The sequence below is a fragment of the Mesorhizobium intechi genome (assembly GCF_002879535.1).
Lineage (GTDB): Bacteria > Pseudomonadota > Alphaproteobacteria > Rhizobiales > Rhizobiaceae > Mesorhizobium > Mesorhizobium intechi.
Map to the genome: position 1 here is coordinate 1 of NZ_PNOT02000124.1, position 20,468 is coordinate 20,468.

Consider the following 20,468-nt stretch of genomic DNA (forward strand, 5'->3'; position numbering starts at 1 on the left):
TCTGACAGGGGCGCCGATCTTCATCAGCCTCGCCTTGCTGGCAACCGGCCTCGCCGGCCTGGCCATGCATTTCCATGCCAGACGCCGCGTCCACCGGACCGTGGTGCTGCTCGACGAGACCACCGCCCGAAGCCGCGCCGAGATCGAGACGCTGGCCGACCGCATGTGGGAAATGCAGGAAAGCGAGGAGCGCTTTCGCGGTCTCATCGATGCGCTGGGCGACCTCGTCATCCACCGCGATCGCGACGGCCACATCGTCTATGCCAACAAGGTGTTCGCCGATCTGGTCGAAGCCGATCAGCGCGATCTTGCCGGCAAGACCCTGGCCGAACTTGGCATTGAGGTCGGCGTCGTCCCCGACGCCGCCTTTTCCGACCATGAGTGCCTCAGTTCCACCGATGTCGCCATCCGCACGCCAGGCGGCCCACGCTGGTTCTCCTGGATCGAACTGTCGGTGCGTGACAAGGACAGCGGCACGGCATCGCATCGCGCCATCGCCCGCGACATCACTGCCCGCAAGCGCGCCGAATCCTCGCTCATCACCGCGCGCGAGCGCGCCGAATACGCAAGCCAGGCCAAATCGCGCTTCCTCGCCACGGTCAGCCATGAAATCCGCACGCCGATGAACGGCATCATGGGCATGGCCAGGCTGCTCGCCGATACCAGCCTGTCGCCGGAACAGCAGACCTATGTCGGCGCCATCTCGACCTCGGCCAGCGCCCTGCTCGCCCTGATCGAGGACCTGCTCGACTATTCCAAGATCGAGGCCGGTCGCTTCGATCCCGAACCGCAGCCCATGTCGGTGCGCGAGATCGCCGACAACATCATCGAATTGCTCGCCGCCCGCGCCTTCGCCAAGGGTATTGGCCTCGGCTGCCACGTCGAACCGGATGTACCGCAATTGATCACAGCCGATCCAGGTCGCGTCAGGCAGGTGCTGCTCAATCTGATCGGCAACGCCATCAAGTTCACCGACGGCGGCGGCGTGCTGGTCAGCATCGCGCGCGCCCGCACAGAGACAAGCGACCGTGTCTGCTTCACCATCACCGACACCGGTCCGGGTCTGCGCGAAGAGGACATGGAGCGCATCTTCGAGGAGTTCGAACAGGCCGACGGCACCTCGACGCGCGCGCATGGCGGGGCGGGGCTCGGACTTGCCATCTCCAAGCGACTGGTGGCTGCCATGGGCGGCACGATTTCAGTGTCCAGCCGGCTTGGCCAAGGGTCGGACTTCGTCTTCGAAATCCCGGCCACGGAGGCCACCGAGGCGCCTGAGGGCCGGCAGAACGTGCTTGCCGGCAGGTGCGCGGTGATCCTGTCCAGGAACGCTGTCGAGGCAGACGCGATCGCCCGCACCATCCGCGCCAATGGCGGCACGGCCGGCATCGCCACCACCGTGGCACAGGCCGTGCCCCTGGCCGAGGGCTGCGACGTGCTGCTGGTCGACGCGGCCATGGAGGAGAGCGATGGGAGAGTGCTCAAGCGGTTGCGCCAAGGCGGCTTTTCCGATTGCGAAGCGATCACGCTGATCGCGCCGACCGATCGCGGCATGCTTGGCGAGTTCCGCGCCAGCGGCTACGCGACCTTCCTGGCCCGACCGGTGCGCGGTGGAACACTTTTGCGTGTTCTTTTGACCAGCCACACGCCCGCCCTTGCCCAACCACGGCCGGAAAAGCGCCGCACCCCGACGCTGCGCGTCTCAAGCGACCGTCAGTCGGGCCTGTCCGTGCTGATCGCCGAAGACAACGACATCAATGCCATGCTGGCCCGCGCCACGCTGTTGAAGGCGGGGCACCGCGTCAAGGTTGTCGGCAATGGCAAGGCCGCGGTCGAGGCCGTCACCAGCGCCGGGCACAAGCACCGCTTCGACGTGGTGCTGATGGACCTGCACATGCCTGTGATGGACGGGCTGGACGCCATTGCCGCGATCCGCCGTCATGAGGAAGAGACATCGGCGCCGCCGGTGCCGATCATGGTGCTGTCGGCCGACAGCCAGGAAAAGACGCGCCATGCGGTGCTTGCCCATGGCGCCAGCGGCTTCGTCACCAAGCCCCTCGACCCGGATGCGCTTGTCCACGCCGTCGAGGGCCAGGTCGCGGCTTGATCCACTTTTTTCCAGCTGGGCGGCTGATGCATGGCGACCCGACGCGGCCCGATTTCCCGAGGGCGACATCCATGAAAACAAGGGGTTGGGACAAAGTGACTTGCTCCGTGCAAGCGAGAGGCGCCTCGCTCCTCCTCACCTAACGTAGCCGGTTGAGCGTTTTCGCCAGCCGACGAAGTATTGCCCGCGACGCCTTATCACGGTACTGTCACAATCCTGTTGCACCTACACCGTATCCCCGTGCCAAGAGGGATGGCTCGAAGGAGAATCACTCGTGCATACAGTTATGCCGGAATGTGACACGCGGCCGAACGCCAGCAGCGCCTTGCTCGCCGGGCGCAATGTCGATTCCGTCATAAAAGGCGCAGCACTCGGCCGTATCGGCAATCTCGAAGTGCGGCTCGCCCGCAACGAGGCCGAGATCGCGGCCGCGCAGGAAGTGCGCTACCGGGTATTCTACGACGAGCTTGGCGCCCGCAAGGACCTATTCCAGGTGCAGGACCGCCGCGACGCCGACCGATTCGATCCGCTCTGCGATCATCTGCTCGTCTTCGACAATTCGATTTCCGGCCCCGAACACCGCCGCATCGTCGGCACTTACCGGCTGCTGCGCCAAGAAATCGCGGCCGCCGCCGGGGGCTTCTATTCCGAAGGCGAATTCGAGCTGACCAAGCTCATCGCCCGCCATCCCGGCCAGCGTTTCCTCGAGCTCGGCCGATCCTGCGTTTTGCCGGAATACCGCTCCAAGCGCACCATCGAGGCGCTGTGGCAAGGCATCTGGGCCTACATCAATCACTACGAAATCGGCGTGATGACCGGCTGCGCTTCGTTCCACGGCACCGTGCCGGCGGCGCATGCCGAGGCGCTCACCTACCTCGCCCATCACTGCCGCACGAATTCGGCCTGGGATGTGCGCGCGGTGTCCGGGCGCTATTGCTCCATGGACTTGATGCCGATCGAGGCGGTCAACACCAAGGCGGCGATCGCGGCGATGCCGCCTCTGGTGAAGGGCTATCTGAGGGTCGGCGCCCGCATCGGCGACGGTTGCGTCATCGACCGCGAATTCTCGACCGTCGATGTCTTCGTGGTGATGCCGGTCAAGGAGATCGGCGCGCGCTACGTCAACTACTATGGCGGGGAAGCGCAGCGCTTCGCGGCGTAGCGAATAGCCAGAGCTACGCTGGATTGCGAGCTGCAATCCCTCTTCGCCACTCCCTATTCGCTACTCACTTCCTCCTCACGGAATATCCTCCGGCCGCCGGCCAGGCCGGCTCCTGTACGACGGAAACGACCAGCCGAAGCGCAGCGCGCCGCCGCGCACGACGAGCGCCACGACGAAGCCGGCCAACCCGGAGACGATCTGTGGCAATCCGGCGACGTCGCCCAATGTGAAGATGGCGGCGCCCGCCAGAGCGGCCGTGACGTAGATCTCCGGCCTCAGCAGCACCGATGGTTCACCGGCAAGCAGATCGCGCAATATCCCGCCGAAGGTCGCGGTCAGCATGCCGGTAATGATCGAAACCACCGGCGAACCGGTGATTGCCAGGCCCTTGGCCGCGCCCATCACCGAAAAGGCGGCCAGCCCGATGGCGTCGAGCCACAGCAGCAGCTTGTAGCGGGATTCGACGCGATGCGCGGTGAAGAAGACCAGGACCGCCACGACGGCGCAGATCAGCACATAGTCGCGGTTTCCCACCCAGAAGACCGGCACATTGAGGATGAGGTCGCGAAACGTGCCGCCGCCAATGCCGGTGACGCTGGCCAGGAACAGGAAACCGATAATGTCGAGTTGCTTTCGCGAAGCAGCCAACGCTCCGGTCGCCGCAAAAACGGCGACGCCGGCATAGTCGAGAAGGGCGATGGGATGCATGGCGGTAAGGGAATAGACAGTAGGGATTGGGAACTGGACGTATGAATAGCACGAAGCCGCAGGATTGATACGACTGCCTTATTCCCTGCCTACTGCCCTACTGCCCTACTGCCCAATCCCTAATCACGCATCCTTCTCCGCCTGCTCATTCACCGGCCCGGGCTCGACCGGCGCCTCGGCGGCAATCTTCGGGCCGCCCTTGGCGACGCCGACCATGGCCGGACGCAGCACGCGCTCGCCGATCGAATAGCCCGGCTGCACGACCTGGACGACGGTGTTGGCCGGGACATCGGGATTGGGCACTTCGAACATGGCCTGGTGGAAATTGGGATCGAACTTCTCGCCTTCCGGCGCGAGCTTCTTGACCCCATGCCGTTCCAGCGCCGACAGCATGGCGCGCTCGGTCAGATCGACGCCTTCGATCAGCGCCTTGAAGCCGGCGTCGCCCGAGGCCTTCGCCTCCGCCGGAATGGCGTCCAGCGCGCGGCGCAGATTGTCCGACACCGACAGCATGTCGCGGGCGAAATTCGCAACCGCATAGGTGCGCGCGTCGTGAACGTCGCGCGCGGTACGGCGGCGCAGGTTCTCCATCTCGGCCGCGACGCGCAGCGCGCGGTCCTTCAGCTCTTCATTTTCCTTCAGCAGTCGCACAAGCGCTTCATAGTCGCCGTCGATACTGCCTTCAGTGCGCTCGGCATTGGCCTCGGCCGCCTCGGCTTCACTGGGCGCGCGTTCGTCTTTTGCCTGGTCGCTCATCGCCGTTTCCCGTCATCTCGAATGGTATGGATTTTGTGCCCGATATCGAGGTTTGGCAGCCAAAAATCAAGGGGTAAGCGACCATTTGAGCCTTTGGCCGGACCTGGGCCGCGATCAATGGCGATACTTAGATTTTAATTCAAAGTTTACCGTACTTGCCGGCTTGGCTTGCCACGGAAGCGTGATGGGGGAACCATTCCCCTACTGGAGGAGTTTCCGAGCCGACACAGGATTTTGAAACGATGACCCGCAACCAGGCTGAAAAGGGAGAAAGGCTCGCCGCCGAAGTCAGGCGCCAGTTCGGTGCCGAGGCGATGACGCGTTTTCTGCATACCTTGCCCGCCTTCCGTATCGAGGCCGATACTCACGACCGCTTCAGGCAATTGCTCGACCGCCTCGATCAGGTCGAGGATGGCGGTACCAGATTGCGGCGGCAGTAGCTCTTTACGCGACAATTACGCACAGTAATTTTGCGTGATGGCTGCCTTGCGGTAGCCACATGCCGCGCTTATGCTTCCTGATGAACATGATTTCCCCCGATGCGGTCGCCAACAGCAAGCGTGCCTGGTTGAAGGTCCTGGCGCGCTACAAGAAGCCGGACCGGCGACGCAGCGCCGTCGAACTCGCCATCACCCTCATCCCGTTCGCGACACTGTGGGCGCTCTCCTCGGCTGCTTATGCCTATGGCCATTGGTGGGGGCTGATCCTGATCCTTCCGGCAGCCGGGTTCCTGGTGCGCATCTTCATGATCCAGCATGATTGCGGCCATGGCTCCTTCTTCGCCAACCGCCATGCCGACGACTGGATCGGCCGCGCGCTCGGCGTCCTGACGCTTACGCCCTACGATTGCTGGCGGCGCGCCCACGCGACACATCATGCCAGCGCCGGCAATCTGGACGAGCGCGGCATGGGTGACATCAGGACGCTGACCGTTGCCGAGTACCGGCAATTGTCCTGGCGCGGGCGCCTCGCCTACCGCCTTTATCGCCATCCACTGGTGATGTTCGGGCTTGGACCCATCTGGCTGTTCATTTTCTCGCAAAGGCTGCCCATCGGCATGATGCGCGGCGGCTTCACGCCCTGGGTGTCGTCGATGACCACCAATCTCGCCATCGCGCTTGCGGCGGCCCTGCTTATCTGGACCCTGGGTCCCGGTGCGTTCCTGGTCGTCCATCTGCCGATCGTCATTCTCGCCGGCTCGGCAGGCATCTGGCTGTTCTACGTCCAGCACCAGTTCGAGGAGACGGAATGGGCAAAGGATGACGACTGGGAGTTCCAGCATGCCGCCTTGCATGGCTCGTCCTACTACGACCTGCCGCCGGTGCTGAACTGGTTCACCGGCAATATCGGTGTCCATCACGTGCACCACCTCTCCGCCAAGGTGCCGGGCTACCGGCTGCAGGAAGTGCTGCGTGATTATCCGGAATTGCGCGGCATCGGTCGCGTCACGCTGCTCGACAGCCTACGCTGCGTCAAACTGGCATTGTGGGACGAGAACCGCCGCAAGCTGGTGTCGTTTCGCGAGGCACGGGCGACATTGTAAAATGACGACCGCCGCGCCCCGTGGCGCGGCGGCGGAAGTAAGCGCCTTGCTCAGGCGGCCTGGCGCTCTTCGCGCATCAGGATTTCGCCATGCCGGATTTCGGTGCCAAGCACCTTCAGGCACTCACGGATGAAGTTGGACAGGCCCGGCCAACCCTTGGCCGATACCAGATTGCCGTCGACATGGGCGCCGGTCGGCGCGACGTCGATGTAGATGCCGCCGGCGAGCGTCACTTCCGGCTCGCAGTAGTGGAGTGCCGCCACTTCCCTGCCCCGCACCACACCGTCGACCGCGATCAGGATCTGTACGCCGTGACAGATGGTGAAGATCGGCTTGCCGGCCTCGTGGAAATGCCGCACCAGCGCCTGCACCCGCTTGTCGATGCGGATGTATTCGGGGCCGCGCCCGCCCGCCGCGTAGACGGCGTCATACTTGGCCGGGTCCACCTCGGAGAACGTCTTGTTGAGGATGTAATCGTGGCCGAGCTTTTCCGTGTAGGTCTGGTGGCCTTCAAAATCGTGCAGCGATGTCTTTAGGACATCGCCGGCCTTCTTGTCCGGACAGACGACATGCACGGTGTGGCCGACGGCATGCATGGCCTGTTCAAAGACGAAGATCTCATACTCCTCACTGAACTCGCCAACGAGCATCAATATTTTCTTGCCAGCCATTCCCGGTTCCTCCCTTGTGGCTATATTTATTTCGGGTCGCAAACAATATTCCCTATCCTAGCGGCAGGTGGGTCAAAGGGAAAGCGCAGATCGCCCAATTGGTCTGACCAGTTTTCCGCCATTTCGGCGGAACGCGCTTCTCGGCAGACGAAACCAGCTCCGCTGGTTCGACCAGAACCGTGATGATCAGGCCGCCTTGATCATGTCCGCCGCCTTCTCGGCAATCATGATGGTCGGAGCGTTGGTGTTGCCGCCGATCAGCGTCGGCATCACCGAGGCGTCGACGACCCGCAAGGCTTCAAGCCCGTGGACCCGCAATCGCGGATCGACCACCGCTAGGTCGTCGACGCCCATCTTGCAGGTGCCGGCTGGGTGATAGATCGTGTCGGCCCGGGCACGGATGTGGGACATCAGCTCCGCGTCGCTCGAAACACCGGCGGTGTAGATTTCCTTGTGGCGATATCCGGCCAGCGCCGGCGCCTCCAGGATACCGCGCATCATCCTGACACCCTTGAGCAAAAGCTCGGCGTCGCGTTCGTCCGAAAGAAAGCGCGGATCGATGCGCGGCGGTGCCATGGGATCGTGAGTCGACAGCCCGACCTCGCCGCGCGAATGCGGCCGCAGCACGCAGACATGGCAGGAAAAGCCATATCCCATATGCAGCTTGCGGCCATGATCATCCACGATCGCGATGCAGAAATGCAGTTGCAGGTCGGGCCGATCTATCGCCGGATCGGATTTGAGGAAGGCACCGCCTTCGGCATAGGGCGTAGCGATCATTCCGCCGCCATCTTTCCGCCAGCGCAGCAGGTGCCGCAGCAGGCCAGGCAGGCCGCGCAGACCGATGCCCATCATGTCGGCATTCTTGGACGTCCAGCCCATGATGAAATCGAGATGGTCTTGCAGGTTCTTGCCAACACCGGGCAGTTCATGGATGACCGGAATGCCATGCATGGCAAGCTCGGCAGCCGGGCCAATGCCCGACAGCAACAGGAGCTGAGGCGAACCGAAGGCGCCCCCACAGACGATCACCTCGCGCCTGGCTTTCGCGACGGCTTCGCCCTTCCCCGCGCGATATCGCACGCCGGTGGCGCGCTTGCCATCGAGGGTGACCGCCGTGGCATGCGCTCCAGTGATGACGGTAAGGTTCGACCTGTTCATGGCCGGTTGCAGATAGGCAGCGGCCGCCGAGCAACGCTCGCCATTACGGCGTTCGCCCCAGAATTGCGTCACCTGATAAAGTCCGGCACCTTCCTGTTCAATGCCGTTGAAATCAGCGTTGCGGCGGATCTGGTTTTCGCCACAGGCCTCGACAAAGGCCCGGGAGAGCGGACGTGGGTCCTGCTGCTCGGCAACCCGCAGCGGCCCGTCGCCGCCATGCAGGTCATCAGCGCCGCGTTGATTGCCTTCGGCCCGCCGGAAGTACGGCAGCACCTCGTCCCACGACCATCCGTCGCAGCCGAGATCGGCCCATTCGTCATAGTCGCCGCGGTGCCCGCGCGTGTAGAGCATGGCATTGATGGCGCTGGATCCGCCCAGCGCCTTGCCGCGCGGCTGGTAGCCCTTGCGGCCGCCAAGACCCTGCTGCGGTACCGTCTCGAACGCCCAGTTGTTGATCTTCGGCCGGCCCGGCAACAGGGCGATGATGCCGGCCGGCGCGCGGATAAGCAGGTTGCTGCCCGCGCCGCCGGCTTCGATCAGGCAGACCGTTTTCGATGGATCTTCGGACAACCGCGCGGCAAGCGTGCAGCCGGCGGACCCACCGCCGGCGATGACATAGTCGAAACCCATGACTTCCTCCCTAGCACCCGGCGGATGTTTCCGTCCGGATGACCAAGAGAAGGCTCGATCACGGCCTATGTAAAGATGGCTGGAATTGCCCCAACGTCAGCTGCGAACGCGCCGCCAGGAATATTTCGGGCCCTTGGGCTCCGGCACGGCGGCTGGCTGGTAGTACAGCCCCAAACCGCCGATGCGGTCCTCTTCCAGGCGCTTCAGCAGCACCGGGTTGGAAATCTCGAACTCGTCGAAGCCGAGACGCAGCATGTGCGGCAACGGGTCGACCAGCACCTGGCCGGTGGCGCGAACGGCACCCTCGAAGTGGTAGCGGCCGCGCAGCAGTTCGGCCTTGGAGAAGGATCGTCCATCGCTGAAGGCAGGGAAGACCAACGCCACCAGCGACAGCTGGTCGAGCAGGTCGGCTATCTTCTCGAGCTGATCGCCGGGCTGCAGCAGGACGCCGAGCCGCTCCTTGGCGGACCGGCGCACCTCCGGATCAAGGTCGAGGAACGCCTGCAGCGGCAGGATGAAGCGGCCATTGCCGGAAAGCGCATCGGCACTTTCGGCGTGAGCCCACTCGTCCTCGCGAAAACCCTCCGGGGTCCAGAGCCGGGTCTCCGGTGTCGTCGTTTCGGTCATCAAAATTCCTAAATATTCAAACGAGCCAAGGATGTGTTGAGATTCAGGTCAAGCTGCGCCGAAAATGGCGGCTTCCGAGAACCGGAGCGGAGCGTACTTGAAGTACGTGAGCACCGGAAGCGCAGGAAGCTGCCGTTTGCAGGCCAGCCTCACCTGAATATCAGCACATCCTATAGTGATGCGTCGGTCAGCGACACTTCCAGTCCCGACAGGTGAATGCCGCACTCGGTCTTGGCATGACCGGCCCAACGGCCGCTGCGCGCGTCCTCGCCCGGCTGCACCGGTTGCGTGCACGGAAAGCAGCCGATCGACAGATAGCCATAGGCGACCAGCGGGTTCTCGCGCAGCGCATGCGCCCGCATGTAGTCTGCCTGATCCGAGGTCGTCCAGTGCGCCAGCGGATTGATGCGGATGCGCGGGCCGACCGCCTCGAACACCGGCAGCGCCGCGCGCGTCGAGGCCTGGAAGCGCTTGCGGCCGGTGAACCAGGCGCGGAAGGGTGCCACGCCGCGCGCCAGCGGCTCGACCTTGCGCACGTCGCAGCAGGCATCGGTGTTGCTCTGGTGCAGATTGCCCGTCGAATCGATCCGCGCGAGCGCGGCCTCCGCGGGCTTGATGACCTGGATGTTGGTCAGCCCGAAATCGGCGACGAGCGCGTCGCGGTAGCCGAGCGTCTCCTCGAAATGCTTGCCGGTGTCGAGGAAGATGACCGGCAGCGTCCGGTCAATCTCGGCGATCATGTGAAGCAGCACGGCCGAATCCGCCCCGAAGGACGACACGGCGGCGATCTCATCATGAAACAGTTCGCGGGCCGAGCGTTCGATGATCTCGATCGGCTTCAGGTGGCCGTAGAGCGCATCGAGCCCCGCCGCCTTGGCGGCGACACCGTCGTCGACATCGGCGATATGGTCAAGCGGCCTTGGTTTCGCCAGCATAGAGCGCCTCCTTGAACGGCGCGGGACCGACACGGCGGTAGGCGTCGATGAATTTTTCCTGTGGGTTGAGCCGAAGGCCGAGATAGGTCTCGACGATCTGCTCGATGGCGTCGGTGATCTCGTCCGACGAGAAGCCGCGGCCGATGATTTCGCCGACCGACGTGTTCTCGTCGGCGGAGCCACCCAGCGTCACCTGATAGAGCTCGGAGCCCTTCTTCTCGACGCCGAGGATGCCGATATGGCCGACATGGTGATGGCCGCAGGCATTGATGCAGCCGGAGATCTTCAGCTTCAGTTCGCCGATCTCGCGCTGCCGCTCCAGCGAGGCGAAGCGTTGCGAGATTTCCTGCGCGATCGGGATCGAGCGTGCGGTGGCCAGCGCGCAATAGTCGAGGCCTGGGCACGAGATGATGTCCGATATCAAATTGGAGTTGGCCGTCGCCAGCCCGATATCGACCAGCGCGTCATAGACCGCCTTGAGGTCGGCGCGCGCCACATGCGGCAGGATCAGGTTCTGTTCGTGGCTGACGCGCAGCTCGTCGAAGGCGTATTTCTCGGCGATGTCGGCAACCGCTTCCATCTGGCTGTCGGAAGCATCGCCCGGCACCTCGCCGATGCCCTTGAGCGAGATCGTCACCGCCGCGTAGTCGGGGTGGTGATGCGTCACCACATTCTGGTCGAGCCAGTCGGAAAAGCCCTTGGAATCGAGGCGCGCCAGCTTGACCGCCTGGTCGCCTTCCGGCCGATCAGTGAGCGCCGGCGGCGCGAAATAGGCCTGGATGGCGCGGATATCGGCATCCGGCAGCTTCAGCTCGGCGTCCTTCAGTTCCTGCCATTCGGCCTCGACCTGGCGGGTGATTTCCTCGACGCCGGTCTCGTGCACCAGGATCTTGATGCGTGCCTTGTACTTGTTGTCGCGGCGGCCATAGAGGTTGTAAACGCGCAGGATCGCCGTGCAGTAGGACAGAAGATCGGCTTCCGGCAGGAAGTCGCGGATCTTCCTTGCCACCATCGGCGTGCGGCCCTGGCCACCACCAATATAGACGGCGAAGCCAAGCTCGCCGTCGGCGTTCTTCTTCAGGTGTAGTCCGATATCGTGCGTCTGGATGGCGGCGCGGTCACGCTCTGCCCCGGTCACCGCGATCTTGAACTTCCTGGGCAGGAACGAGAATTCCGGATGCACCGAGGACCATTGCCGCAGGATTTCCGCATAGGGGCGCGGATCGGCGACCTCGTCGGCGGCGGCGCCGGCAAAGTGGTCGGCGGTGACGTTGCGGATGCAGTTGCCGCTGGTCTGGATGGCGTGCATCTCGACGCTCGCCAGATCGGCCAGGATCGCCGGAATGTCCGACAGCGCCGGCCAGTTGAACTGGATGTTCTGGCGCGTGGTGAAATGGCCGTAGCCCTTGTCGTATTTGCGAGCGATGTGGCCGAGCATGCGCAGCTGCTTGCCGTTCAGCGTGCCGTAAGGCACCGCGATACGCAGCATATAGGCGTGCAGTTGCAGGTAGACGCCGTTCATCAGCCTGAGCGGCCGGAACTGGTCCTCTGATATCTCGCCGGACAGCCGGCGCTGGACCTGGTCGCTGAACTCGGCGACGCGGGCCTGGACAAAATCGTGGTCGAACTCATCGTAGCGGTACATGCTTCGTCTTTCAGGGCGCGTCCGCCCGTTTCACTCAAAACCTGGCTACGCAGCCCGCTCGGCCTGCTTGCCGAGGTCGCCGCGGATGGTCGGGCCGGCGGCGCGGATCTTTTCACGCAGCCGCACCGGCTCGACGACACCATCGACGACTTCCGCGTCGATCAGATTGACGTCGACCACTTCATTGTCGGCATAGGCCTTGGCGCCGATCGCCTCAAGGCGATCCTCGGCCGCTTTGTCATGGGCAAGATCCGCCTGGCCCACCGTCTCGGCCCAGCCGCCATCGGCGTACCAGACGGCGATGCCATCCGTCAGGCGGTTGGCGGTCAGTATCTTCATGGCTGAACTCTCTCGCTGGCGGCTTTGGCCGCGCCTTCATTCCCCAAATCCTTACGCCGACGTGTCGCAAGCGGTTCGGACCGTTCAAAATTGGCGCCGGCGACAGCATCGCCAATGATGGTCATGACCGGCCCGGAAAGATCGCCACGCGCTTCCAGCGACGGCAGGTCGGCCAGCGTGCCGTGGAAACGGCGCCGGTTGGCAAGGCTGGCATTCTCGACCACGGCCACCGCCGTGTCCGGCGACAGGCCGGCTTCGATCAGCCGGCCGGCAACCTCGGCAGCGACGGAGCGGCCCATATAGACGGCGACGGTGGCACCGGAAATCGCGAGCTTGGCCCAGTCGGGCAGTGAATTGCCCTTTAGATCGTGGCCGGTGGTGAAGACCATGGAGGAGGAGACGCCGCGCAAGGTCAGCGGCAGTTCAAAATCGGCGGCGGCGGCAAAGGCCGCTGTGACGCCCGGAACCACCTCATAGGCGATACCGGCATCGCGCAGTGCCGCCATTTCCTCGCCGGCGCGGCCGAACACCAGCGGATCGCCCGACTTCAGCCGCACCACGCGCTTGCCCTGCTGGCCAAGCTCAACCAGCAACGCGTTGATTTCGGCCTGGCTCTTGCTGTGGCAGCCCTTGCGTTTGCCGACGGGCAGGCGCTCGGCATCGCGGCGGCCCATGGCGACGACCGCCTCTGGCACAAGCGCGTCATGGACGATGACATCGGCTTCCATCAGCAGGCGATGGGCACGCAGCGTCAGCAGATCCTCGGCGCCCGGACCAGCGCCGACCAGCGCGATGTGGCCCAAGGCGGGTGCGTTCGACAGCAGAATATCCACCGCCGCGTCATGCGCCTGCGACAGCTGGCCGGCTTCCACGGCATGGGCAGGCGCACCCTGGAAGAAACTGTTCCAGAAGCGGCGGCGGGCATTGCCTTTCGGCAGCAATTTCTCGGCGGCCCCACGCAGCGAAGCGGCGAGCGTCGCCAGCGAACCGAGCGATGGCGACAGCATTTGGTCGATGCGACCACGCAGCATCTGGGCCAGCACCGGTCCGGCGCCTTCCGTTCCGATGGCGATGGCGACCGGAGCACGGTTGACCAGCGCAGGCGTGAAGAAGTCGCACAGTTGCGGCCGGTCGACGGCATTGACCGGAATGCCCAGTTCGCGGGCATCGGCCGCGACCCGGCGGTCGAGCGCCTCATCGCCGCTGGCGGCAAACACCATCACCGCGCCTTCCAGCTGCGAGGCGTCGTAAGCTGCCGCGACATGGCTGGCGCCGGACTGAGCAATAAAGGCAAGTAGCTCCGGCTCGGCATTTTCGGCGATGATCCGTAGCACCGCGCTCGACTGTCCAATCAGCCGCGCTTTGGCCAAGGCTTCCTGGCCGGCGCCGACGATGGCCACGGCTTCGCCCTCGACCCGCACGAAGACGGGGAAGGCATTGAGCTTGGCATTGGCCTGCGGCATGGGAAGAGCAATCCGGGAACAGTGTCGCAGTTTTACGCCCGGGCGCGAAAAACCAGAAGCAAAGCACTCGCGCATCCTGTGATGGCAGGCAATCGCTTTTTCGCAACTGCGAAAGGCAGGAGAAAAATATTCCACATTCGCGGTGCTGGCGGATCAAGCCGCTGAGGCGAGCCTTGATTTCAGGTCTTTTTAGCCACCTGCCCCTTATATGGCAAAACAGTTTTTTCTAATTTCTACCAATTCAGTAGATTAATGTCGCCCACTCACCGATCGCCTCTTGAACCGGTGGCAGCACCGCGGCCGGTTCGCGTAGGGGGGGTGGAACGTTGCCGGGTTGAAACGCGTTCCGAAGCGTAGCCATTCATCAAGAGGAGCGCTTTCATGGACACGATCAAACTGAGGCACGGTATCTGGGTCCTGGTGGCCGACGGTGAAAAAGCGCTCTTGCTCAAGAACGCCGGCGACAACAAGTTTCCCAATCTCGAAGTCGTGCAGGTGATGGAACAGGAGAACCCGCCCACCCGTGAACAGGGAAGCGACAGCCCCGGCCGGTACAATGACGGCCCATCCGTGCACCGCAGCGCCGTCGAGGATACCGACTGGCATCGGATCGGCAAGGAGCGTTTCGCGGAAGAGATCGCCGCCCGCCTCTACAAGTTCGCCCATGGTGGTAAGTTCGACAGCATCGTGCTTGTCGCCCCGCCGGTGATGCTCGGCGCCGTGCGCAAGAAGCTGCACAAGGCGGTCGGTGACAAGGTGACGGCTGAAATTCCAAAAACCATGACCAACCACGCCATCTCCGAGATCGAGGCCATGCTGCAAGCAGCCTGACCGCGGGCGACGGATCCTGTTGTCGAGGCGAATGCCACAGTGAGCACAAACCGGCCCGGCGGCCTCTCGGCCGCCGGTGGAGCATTTTGCGGCCGCATCGGTCGATTTTCGCATCCGTGCGGGTTGCATCACCATAACCCCTTCCACCATATTGCAAAACAGGCGGCGGCTTCGGGCGGCGCACATCCGACATCGCAAACTTGAAAGGCGCTCCATAGACAATGCCGCATGACACGCCCCTTATCGCCACCATCGTCGCCGGTCTGGGGCTGGCTTTCGTCTTCGGGGCTCTGGCCAACCGTTTCCGCATTCCGCCGCTGGTTGGCTATCTCGTGGCCGGCGTCCTGGTCGGGCCGAATACACCCGGTTTCGTCGCCGATGCCGGCCTTGCCAACGAACTGGCCGAGATTGGCGTCATCCTCTTGATGTTCGGCGTCGGCCTGCATTTCTCGCTCAAGGACCTGTTGTCGGTCCGCGCCATCGCCGTGCCCGGCGCCATTGTCCAGATCGGCTTTGCCACGGCACTCGGCGCCGGACTTTCCTGGATGCTCGGCTGGTCGATGGGCGCGGGGCTGGTGTTCGGCCTGGCACTGTCGGTCGCCTCGACCGTGGTGCTGCTGCGTGCGCTTCAGGAACGTCGGCTGATCGAGACCGAACGCGGCCGTATCGCCGTCGGCTGGCTGATCGTCGAGGATCTGGCCATGGTGCTGGCGCTGGTTCTGCTGCCCGCCCTTGCCGGCGTGCTCGGTGGCCAGGAACAGGCGGATGTGCACTCGAGCGGCCTGCTGTCGCTGCCGGCCAGCTACGGCATCTGGGGTGTCGTCGGCATCACCCTTGCCAAGGTCGCCGCCTTCGTCGTCGTCATGCTGGTGGTCGGCCGCCGGGTCATTCCGTGGATTCTGCACTACGTCGCCCATACCGGGTCACGCGAACTGTTTCGTCTCTCGGTGCTCGCCATTGCGCTCGGCGTCGCCTTCGGCGCGGCGAAACTGTTCGGCGTTTCGCTGGCGCTCGGCGCATTCTTCGCCGGCATGATCATGAGCGAATCCGAGCTTAGCCACCGCGCGGCCGAAGAATCGCTGCCGCTGCGCGACGCCTTCTCGGTGCTGTTCTTCGTCTCGGTCGGCATGCTGTTCGACCCGTTCAGCCTGCTCAGCAACGGCCTGCCCATCCTGGCGACATTGGCCATCATCGTCATCGGCAAGTCGCTGGCGGCGTTCGTCATCGTCGTCGCCTTCGGCTATCCCCTGGCGACCGCCTTGATGATTTCGGCCAGCCTTGCCCAGATCGGCGAATTCTCCTTCATTTTGGCCGAACTCGGCGTCGGGCTGAAACTCTTGCCCGAACAGGGCCGCGACCTGATCCTGGCTGGCGCCATCCTGTCGATCGTGCTCAACCCGCTGATGTTCCTGGTCATCGACTGGATGAAGCCGTGGCTGGAGGCCCGCGCCGCCAGGGCGGCGGCGCCGGCGGACGCCAAGCCGCTCGGTCCGGCGACCGAACCGGGCCAGGTCGCCTCGGTCGTCGCAACAGCCCAACAGGAAGACGGCCCGCCGCCGAAGACGGCGCTTACCGGCCATGCCATCCTGATCGGTTATGGCCGTGTCGGCGGCCTTGTCGGCGCGGCGCTGAAAGAAGCAGCGCTGCCCTTCCTCGTCATAGAGGACGCCGACAAGACACTGGCCAAGCTGAAGGCCGATGGCGTCGAGAGCGTCGCCGGCAATGCAGCCAACGCCGAAGTGTTCGCCGCCGCCAATCCCGAAGGCGCCAGCCGGCTGATCCTCGCCATCCCCAATGCGTTCGAAGCCGGCCAAATCGTGCTTCGGGCGCGAGCAGCCAACCCCGGCATCAACGTCGTCGCCAGGGCCCATTCCGATGCCGAGGTCGAGCACCTCAAGGGGCTCGGCGCCGACACGGTGATCATGGGCGAGCGCGAAATCGCGCGCGGCATCGTCGAAGAGGTGCTCCGTCGCGCGCCATCTGCGACCGAACTGTCCGCCGCCTGATCACCGCACGAATGCGGACCCGTCATTGCGTGCGACGCTGCTGAGATACTGTGCGGGAGGCTTGCCGAGCGCCTTCTTGAACATGGTGATGAAGGCTGTGACGGACTCATAGCCGAGATCGCCCGAAACGCGCTGAACGCTTGCACCCGAAGCCAGTCCCCTGATCGCAACGATCAGGTGCAATTGCTGGCGCCAGCGGCCGAAGCTCAAGCCTGTCTCCTTGACGACGAGACGAGCTAGGCTGCTCTCGCTGAGCGCGACGCGTTTTCCCCATTCGGCCAGAGTGCTGCGATCGGCAGGATTGTTCGCCAGCGCTTCCGCGATCCGCTTCAGGCGCGGCTCGGAGGGTAACGGCAGATGCAGTTGCTGGACGGGCATATCAGGCAGTTCGGCAAGCAGCACGCTTCCCAGGAAAGCGCACCGCGCGTCATCAGGCGCGCAGTCCGACAGTTCGATGATGAGTTCGCGCAGTAGCGGCGAGATCGAAAGCGTGCAGCACCGATCCGGCAGCACAGCCGCGCCCGGCTCGATATAGACGAAGAAAATCCGCGCATTGGCCGTAGCGATGTTGCTGTGGCGCATACGGCTCGGCACCCACACGCCGCAATGCGGCGGCACCATCCAGAGGCCACTGGGAACGCGACATGTGACGCCACCGCTGAGCGCGAAGACGAGTTGCCCTTTGCGATGCCAATGATCCGACACCTCGGCCCTGGTCTCGGTGACGTCGACGCGCACGGCGATCGCCGGAGCAAGGACGTCATCAACGTCGAAGTCGAGCCATGGGTAGCGGAGCGGCTGTCTCATCATTGACTGCTTTTAGCGATTGATTGCATTTATATCTAGATTATTCGTCAGCATAAATCGGTAGGCTCGGGTCGTTCTCGCCAATTGGCAAAGGTGTACCCATGCTCGCCCTCACCATCTCTTCCGACCATGCAGCCAGATTGAAACTCGCCGAGGTGGACGATCCAAAGCCTTGCGCGAACGAGGCTCTGGTCGCTGTCCGCGCAACTTCGTTGAATCGCGGCGAACTGCGCCTGCTCGCCATACGACCGGACGGCTGGATGCCCGGCCAGGACATTGTCGGGATCGTCGAACGGGCGGCAGCGGATGGTTCCGGGCCGGCCGTCGGCACCCGCGTCGCGGCTTTGGTCGACGAGGCCGGTTGGGCCGAACGCGTCGCCGTTCCGACCGACCGTCTCGCCGTCCTGCCGGATGAGGTCGGCTTCGTTTCCGCGGCCACGCTCCCCGTGGCGGGCACGACAGCGCTGAGGACGTTGCGCCATGGCGGTGATCTGGCCGGCCAACGGGTGCTGATCACTGGTGCAAGCGGCGCGGTCGGCCGTTTCCAGATCCAGATCGCCCGTGAGCAGGGCGCTTCGGTGACCGCGGTCGCCGCCGCCCGACACGCCGGAGATCTCCGCGCTCTCGGAGCCGAGCAGGTCGTCGAGGCGATCGAGTTGGCCGAGGGGCCGTTTTCGCTGATCACCGAGTCGGTCGGCGGTGAAAGCCTCTCCCGCGCGATCGAACGCGTCGCGCCCGGCGGAACCATCGTCATGTTCGGTTCAAGCAGTGGCGAGCCCACGCCCATTGGCTTCCGTCAGTTCGTTCCGGGCCATGAGGGGGCGCGGCTTCAGACCTTCGCCTACTACACGTCCGGCGCAGGCATTGGCACCGATATCGCCGCGCTGCTCGCGCTGGCCGCCGCCGGCCGGCTGGAGACCCGCGTCTCCTTGACCGTGCCGTGGACGGATATCGCCGAGGCCCTTGACGCCCTGCGGCAGCGCAGCTTCAGCGGCAAGGCTGTTCTCACCATCGCCGCCGGATAAGCCGGCCCATTTGGTCGACGGCCCTGCGCTCCGGCACAGGCTGGGAACGGCTGACGATATTCATTTTCCCCAACACGCAAATCAAGGCGCCCGGGCGCCGACAACGGGTCAGGAGCCTGCCATGACGGCAAGAGAAATTGCCAGGACATCGAGCGGCCAAGGGCTTCTTGTCTTTGGCATCATGCTGATCGCCTCGGCGCTGCGCACGCCGATCACCGGCGTGGCGCCGATGCTCGGCATGATCCGCGAAACCAGCGGCATCAGTGCCGCCGAAGCGGGAATGCTGACGACCCTTCCCTTGCTGGCGTTCGCGGCGATCTCGCCTTTCGCGGCCGGCCTGGCGCGCCGATACGGCATCGAGAGATCGTTATTCACAGCGATGCTTGTTGTCGCGACCGGTATAGCCCTGCGCTCGACCGGCCCCCTCTGGGCACTGTTCGTCGGCACCGGCACGCTTGGGGCGGGGATTGCCGTCGCCAACGTCCTGCTGCCAAGCTTGCTGAAACGCGATTTTCCCAACCGGGTTGCCAGCCTGACCGGCGGCTATGCCATCATGTCCGGACTTTCGCAGGCATTGGCATCGACAGCAGCGATCCCGCTCGCTCAATTGCCGGGATCGAGCTGGCATCTCTCGCTTGCCGCCACGCTGATCTTTCCAGTCGCTGCCGTGATTGCCTGGGGGCCTCAGCTTCAAATGCCCGCCAGCTCGGAGCAAGAAGCGTCGTCCATGCATGACCGCAGGCACCTCTGGCGCTCGGCCCTTGCCTGGCAGGTGACGGGCTTTCTCGGCCTCACCTCGCTGGTCTTCTACGTGATCGTCGGATGGTTGCCATCGATCCTGGCGGAGGCAGGCTATCCCGCGGCAACCGCTGGCTCGCTGCATGGGCTGTGTCAATTGGCAATCGCGATCCCCGGCCTGCTGCTCGGCACCGCCGTCAAGCGCATGAAGGACCAGCGCGCCATGACCATCGGCGTGGCGCTGACCACCTGCCTTTCGCTGCTGGGCCTGTGGCAGCTTCCGGCCCTTGCCGCACTTTGGATCGCGCTGTTCGGCTTCGGTGCGGGTGCCGCCTTCATGCTTGGCCTTTCCTTCGTCAGCCTCAGGGCCTCGCATAGCCAGGAGGCGGCAGCACTCTCGGGAATGGCGCAATGCCTGGGCTATTCCCTGGCCGCCGCAGGCCCGCCGCTGGCCGGTTTCGCCCATGACGCGACCGGGAACTGGAACCTGGCCCTGGGCGCCTGCGGCGTTGCCACCTTGCTGATGGCGATCCTGGGAGGCCTTGCGGGACGGGCGAGAACGATCTGAGCCTGTCGGCTAGCTGCTTCAGGAGACGAGCTTATTGCTTCACAATCGTGAGCCCGGCATCGATAAGCCGTCTCCTGATGCTTTGAACGTCGCCCGTCGAAACGTCCCACTGCCACGTGATCGGCGATAGTTTCCGTATGGCGCCGAACGAGTTCTCTTCAATCCAGTTATCCAGTCGTTTGCCCTCGATCTGTCGGTTCAGATGGCCTTTCGACAGCAGGTTGAAAGGATATAGATCGCGAAGATTCTGATTCAGTTGTCGCCGCGCGCTTTCGGCGCGGAATGTCGGACCGAACGAGAACGACTGTTCCCTCATCGCAGCCGGCGGACCGTTAAACGTCTTGTCCTCGGTTGCGAAACGGGAAGATGCCGATCCGTGTGCAAATGCCCTCGGCCCCCAGAAATACGGCATCGACAAGCCTATCCCATAGACAGGTTGCAACTCCTCGCAAACCAGTCTGACGATCTTGTGGAATGTCTCATCGGGACCCGGCGTCGCAGCTCTGTCGATATGAATTTCAAAGCATCTGAAGCTATCGAGGGAGCAGGCAATATCGATTGCGAAATCCGAGAGTGAGTCGGACTTCCTCTTCCAGAGATAGCCGAGCGCTTGCCACTCCTGCTTGTGAAGTACATGACGCTTGATGAAATTCCGATAAAGATAGTCTTTGCTGCGGCTGCCGACGACTGTCGCAATATCCGGCTGGAAACCGATAATCTCGACAAGACTGTCGAGTATGTTCCGCGCC

19 protein-coding genes are annotated in these 20,468 nt (G+C 63.9%); 8 read left to right on the top strand and 11 right to left on the bottom strand.

Annotated features, from left to right (window positions below):
• Positions 1 to 2,104 (top strand): PAS domain-containing hybrid sensor histidine kinase/response regulator (locus C1D09_RS11130; RefSeq protein WP_143974310.1); only part of this gene is annotated, 2,104 nt, incomplete at its 5' end.
• A gap of 286 nt (positions 2,105 to 2,390) precedes the next feature.
• Complete coding sequence (gene olsB, locus C1D09_RS11135; protein ID WP_010911504.1) at positions 2,391 to 3,266, top strand: l-ornithine N(alpha)-acyltransferase; 876 nt, start codon at positions 2,391 to 2,393, stop codon at positions 3,264 to 3,266.
• Between the two features lie 75 nt (positions 3,267 to 3,341).
• On the opposite strand, the gene C1D09_RS11140 is transcribed toward olsB, so the two are convergent.
• Together C1D09_RS11140 and grpE are read right to left on the bottom strand one after the other, a co-directional pair.
• Positions 3,342 to 3,974 (bottom strand): trimeric intracellular cation channel family protein, encoded by a 633-nt coding sequence (locus C1D09_RS11140; protein ID WP_143974311.1) that lies wholly within the window; start codon positions 3,972 to 3,974, stop codon positions 3,342 to 3,344.
• A 123-nt stretch (positions 3,975 to 4,097) separates the two neighbouring features.
• Entirely contained in the window at positions 4,098 to 4,730 is a 633-nt protein-coding gene (gene grpE / locus C1D09_RS11145; RefSeq protein ID WP_010911507.1) for a nucleotide exchange factor GrpE, read from the bottom strand.
• 242 nt (positions 4,731 to 4,972) lie between these two features.
• On the opposite strand from grpE, the gene C1D09_RS11150 reads away from it, so the two are divergent.
• Positions 4,973 to 5,170, top strand: coding sequence for a hypothetical protein (locus C1D09_RS11150; RefSeq protein ID WP_143974312.1), 198 nt, complete (start codon positions 4,973 to 4,975; stop codon positions 5,168 to 5,170).
• An 80-nt stretch (positions 5,171 to 5,250) separates the two neighbouring features.
• Entirely contained in the window at positions 5,251 to 6,273 is a 1,023-nt protein-coding gene (locus tag C1D09_RS11155) for a fatty acid desaturase (RefSeq protein WP_143974313.1), read from the top strand.
• A 50-nt stretch (positions 6,274 to 6,323) separates the two neighbouring features.
• On the opposite strand, the gene C1D09_RS11160 is transcribed toward C1D09_RS11155, so the two are convergent.
• From C1D09_RS11160 to cysG, 7 genes are all read right to left on the bottom strand, one after another.
• Complete coding sequence (locus C1D09_RS11160; protein ID WP_010911510.1) at positions 6,324 to 6,944, bottom strand: DJ-1/PfpI family protein; 621 nt, start codon at positions 6,942 to 6,944, stop codon at positions 6,324 to 6,326.
• A 186-nt stretch (positions 6,945 to 7,130) separates the two neighbouring features.
• On the bottom strand, positions 7,131 to 8,735 hold the full coding sequence (locus C1D09_RS11165) for a GMC family oxidoreductase (protein ID WP_143974314.1): 1,605 nt from the start codon (positions 8,733 to 8,735) through the stop codon (positions 7,131 to 7,133).
• Positions 8,736 to 8,831: 96 nt separating this feature from the next.
• On the bottom strand, positions 8,832 to 9,362 hold the full coding sequence (locus tag C1D09_RS11170) for a DUF934 domain-containing protein (RefSeq protein WP_143974315.1): 531 nt from the start codon (positions 9,360 to 9,362) through the stop codon (positions 8,832 to 8,834).
• A 170-nt stretch (positions 9,363 to 9,532) separates the two neighbouring features.
• Positions 9,533 to 10,297, bottom strand: a complete 765-nt coding sequence (locus tag C1D09_RS11175; protein ID WP_143974316.1) for a phosphoadenylyl-sulfate reductase — start codon at positions 10,295 to 10,297, stop codon at positions 9,533 to 9,535.
• Positions 10,272 to 11,942, bottom strand: a complete 1,671-nt coding sequence (locus tag C1D09_RS11180; protein ID WP_143974317.1) for a nitrite/sulfite reductase — start codon at positions 11,940 to 11,942, stop codon at positions 10,272 to 10,274. Before C1D09_RS11180 ends, C1D09_RS11175 begins: the two co-directional genes overlap by 26 nt.
• Positions 11,943 to 11,987: 45 nt before the next feature.
• Positions 11,988 to 12,281, bottom strand: coding sequence for a DUF2849 domain-containing protein (locus C1D09_RS11185; protein ID WP_032931682.1), 294 nt, complete (start codon positions 12,279 to 12,281; stop codon positions 11,988 to 11,990).
• Positions 12,278 to 13,744 (bottom strand): siroheme synthase CysG, encoded by a 1,467-nt coding sequence (gene cysG, locus C1D09_RS11190; protein ID WP_143974318.1) that lies wholly within the window; start codon positions 13,742 to 13,744, stop codon positions 12,278 to 12,280. The genes C1D09_RS11185 and cysG overlap by 4 nt, the downstream gene beginning before the upstream one ends.
• 381 nt (positions 13,745 to 14,125) lie before the next feature.
• Between cysG and C1D09_RS11195 the strand changes: the two genes are divergently transcribed.
• Positions 14,126 to 14,575 (top strand): baeRF12 domain-containing protein, encoded by a 450-nt coding sequence (locus tag C1D09_RS11195; RefSeq protein ID WP_143974319.1) that lies wholly within the window; start codon positions 14,126 to 14,128, stop codon positions 14,573 to 14,575.
• Between the two features lie 221 nt (positions 14,576 to 14,796).
• Positions 14,797 to 16,581: a cation:proton antiporter domain-containing protein gene (locus C1D09_RS11200; RefSeq protein ID WP_143974320.1), complete on the top strand. Its 1,785-nt coding sequence runs from the start codon at positions 14,797 to 14,799 to the stop codon at positions 16,579 to 16,581.
• Here C1D09_RS11200 and C1D09_RS11205 read toward each other — a convergent pair whose 3' ends face one another.
• Entirely contained in the window at positions 16,582 to 17,388 is an 807-nt protein-coding gene (locus C1D09_RS11205) for an AraC family transcriptional regulator (RefSeq protein WP_143974321.1), read from the bottom strand. It abuts the gene before it with no gap.
• A 101-nt stretch (positions 17,389 to 17,489) separates the two neighbouring features.
• Here C1D09_RS11205 and C1D09_RS11210 point away from each other — a divergent pair, with 101 nt between their 5' ends.
• Complete coding sequence (locus tag C1D09_RS11210) at positions 17,490 to 18,413, top strand: zinc-binding dehydrogenase (protein ID WP_143974322.1); 924 nt, start codon at positions 17,490 to 17,492, stop codon at positions 18,411 to 18,413.
• Between the two features lie 121 nt (positions 18,414 to 18,534).
• Positions 18,535 to 19,719, top strand: a complete 1,185-nt coding sequence (locus tag C1D09_RS11215; RefSeq protein ID WP_143974323.1) for an MFS transporter — start codon at positions 18,535 to 18,537, stop codon at positions 19,717 to 19,719.
• A gap of 31 nt (positions 19,720 to 19,750) precedes the next feature.
• Here the strand turns inward: C1D09_RS11215 and C1D09_RS33095 are convergent.
• Positions 19,751 to 20,468 (bottom strand): hypothetical protein (locus C1D09_RS33095; protein WP_167514567.1); only part of this gene is annotated, 718 nt, incomplete at its 5' end.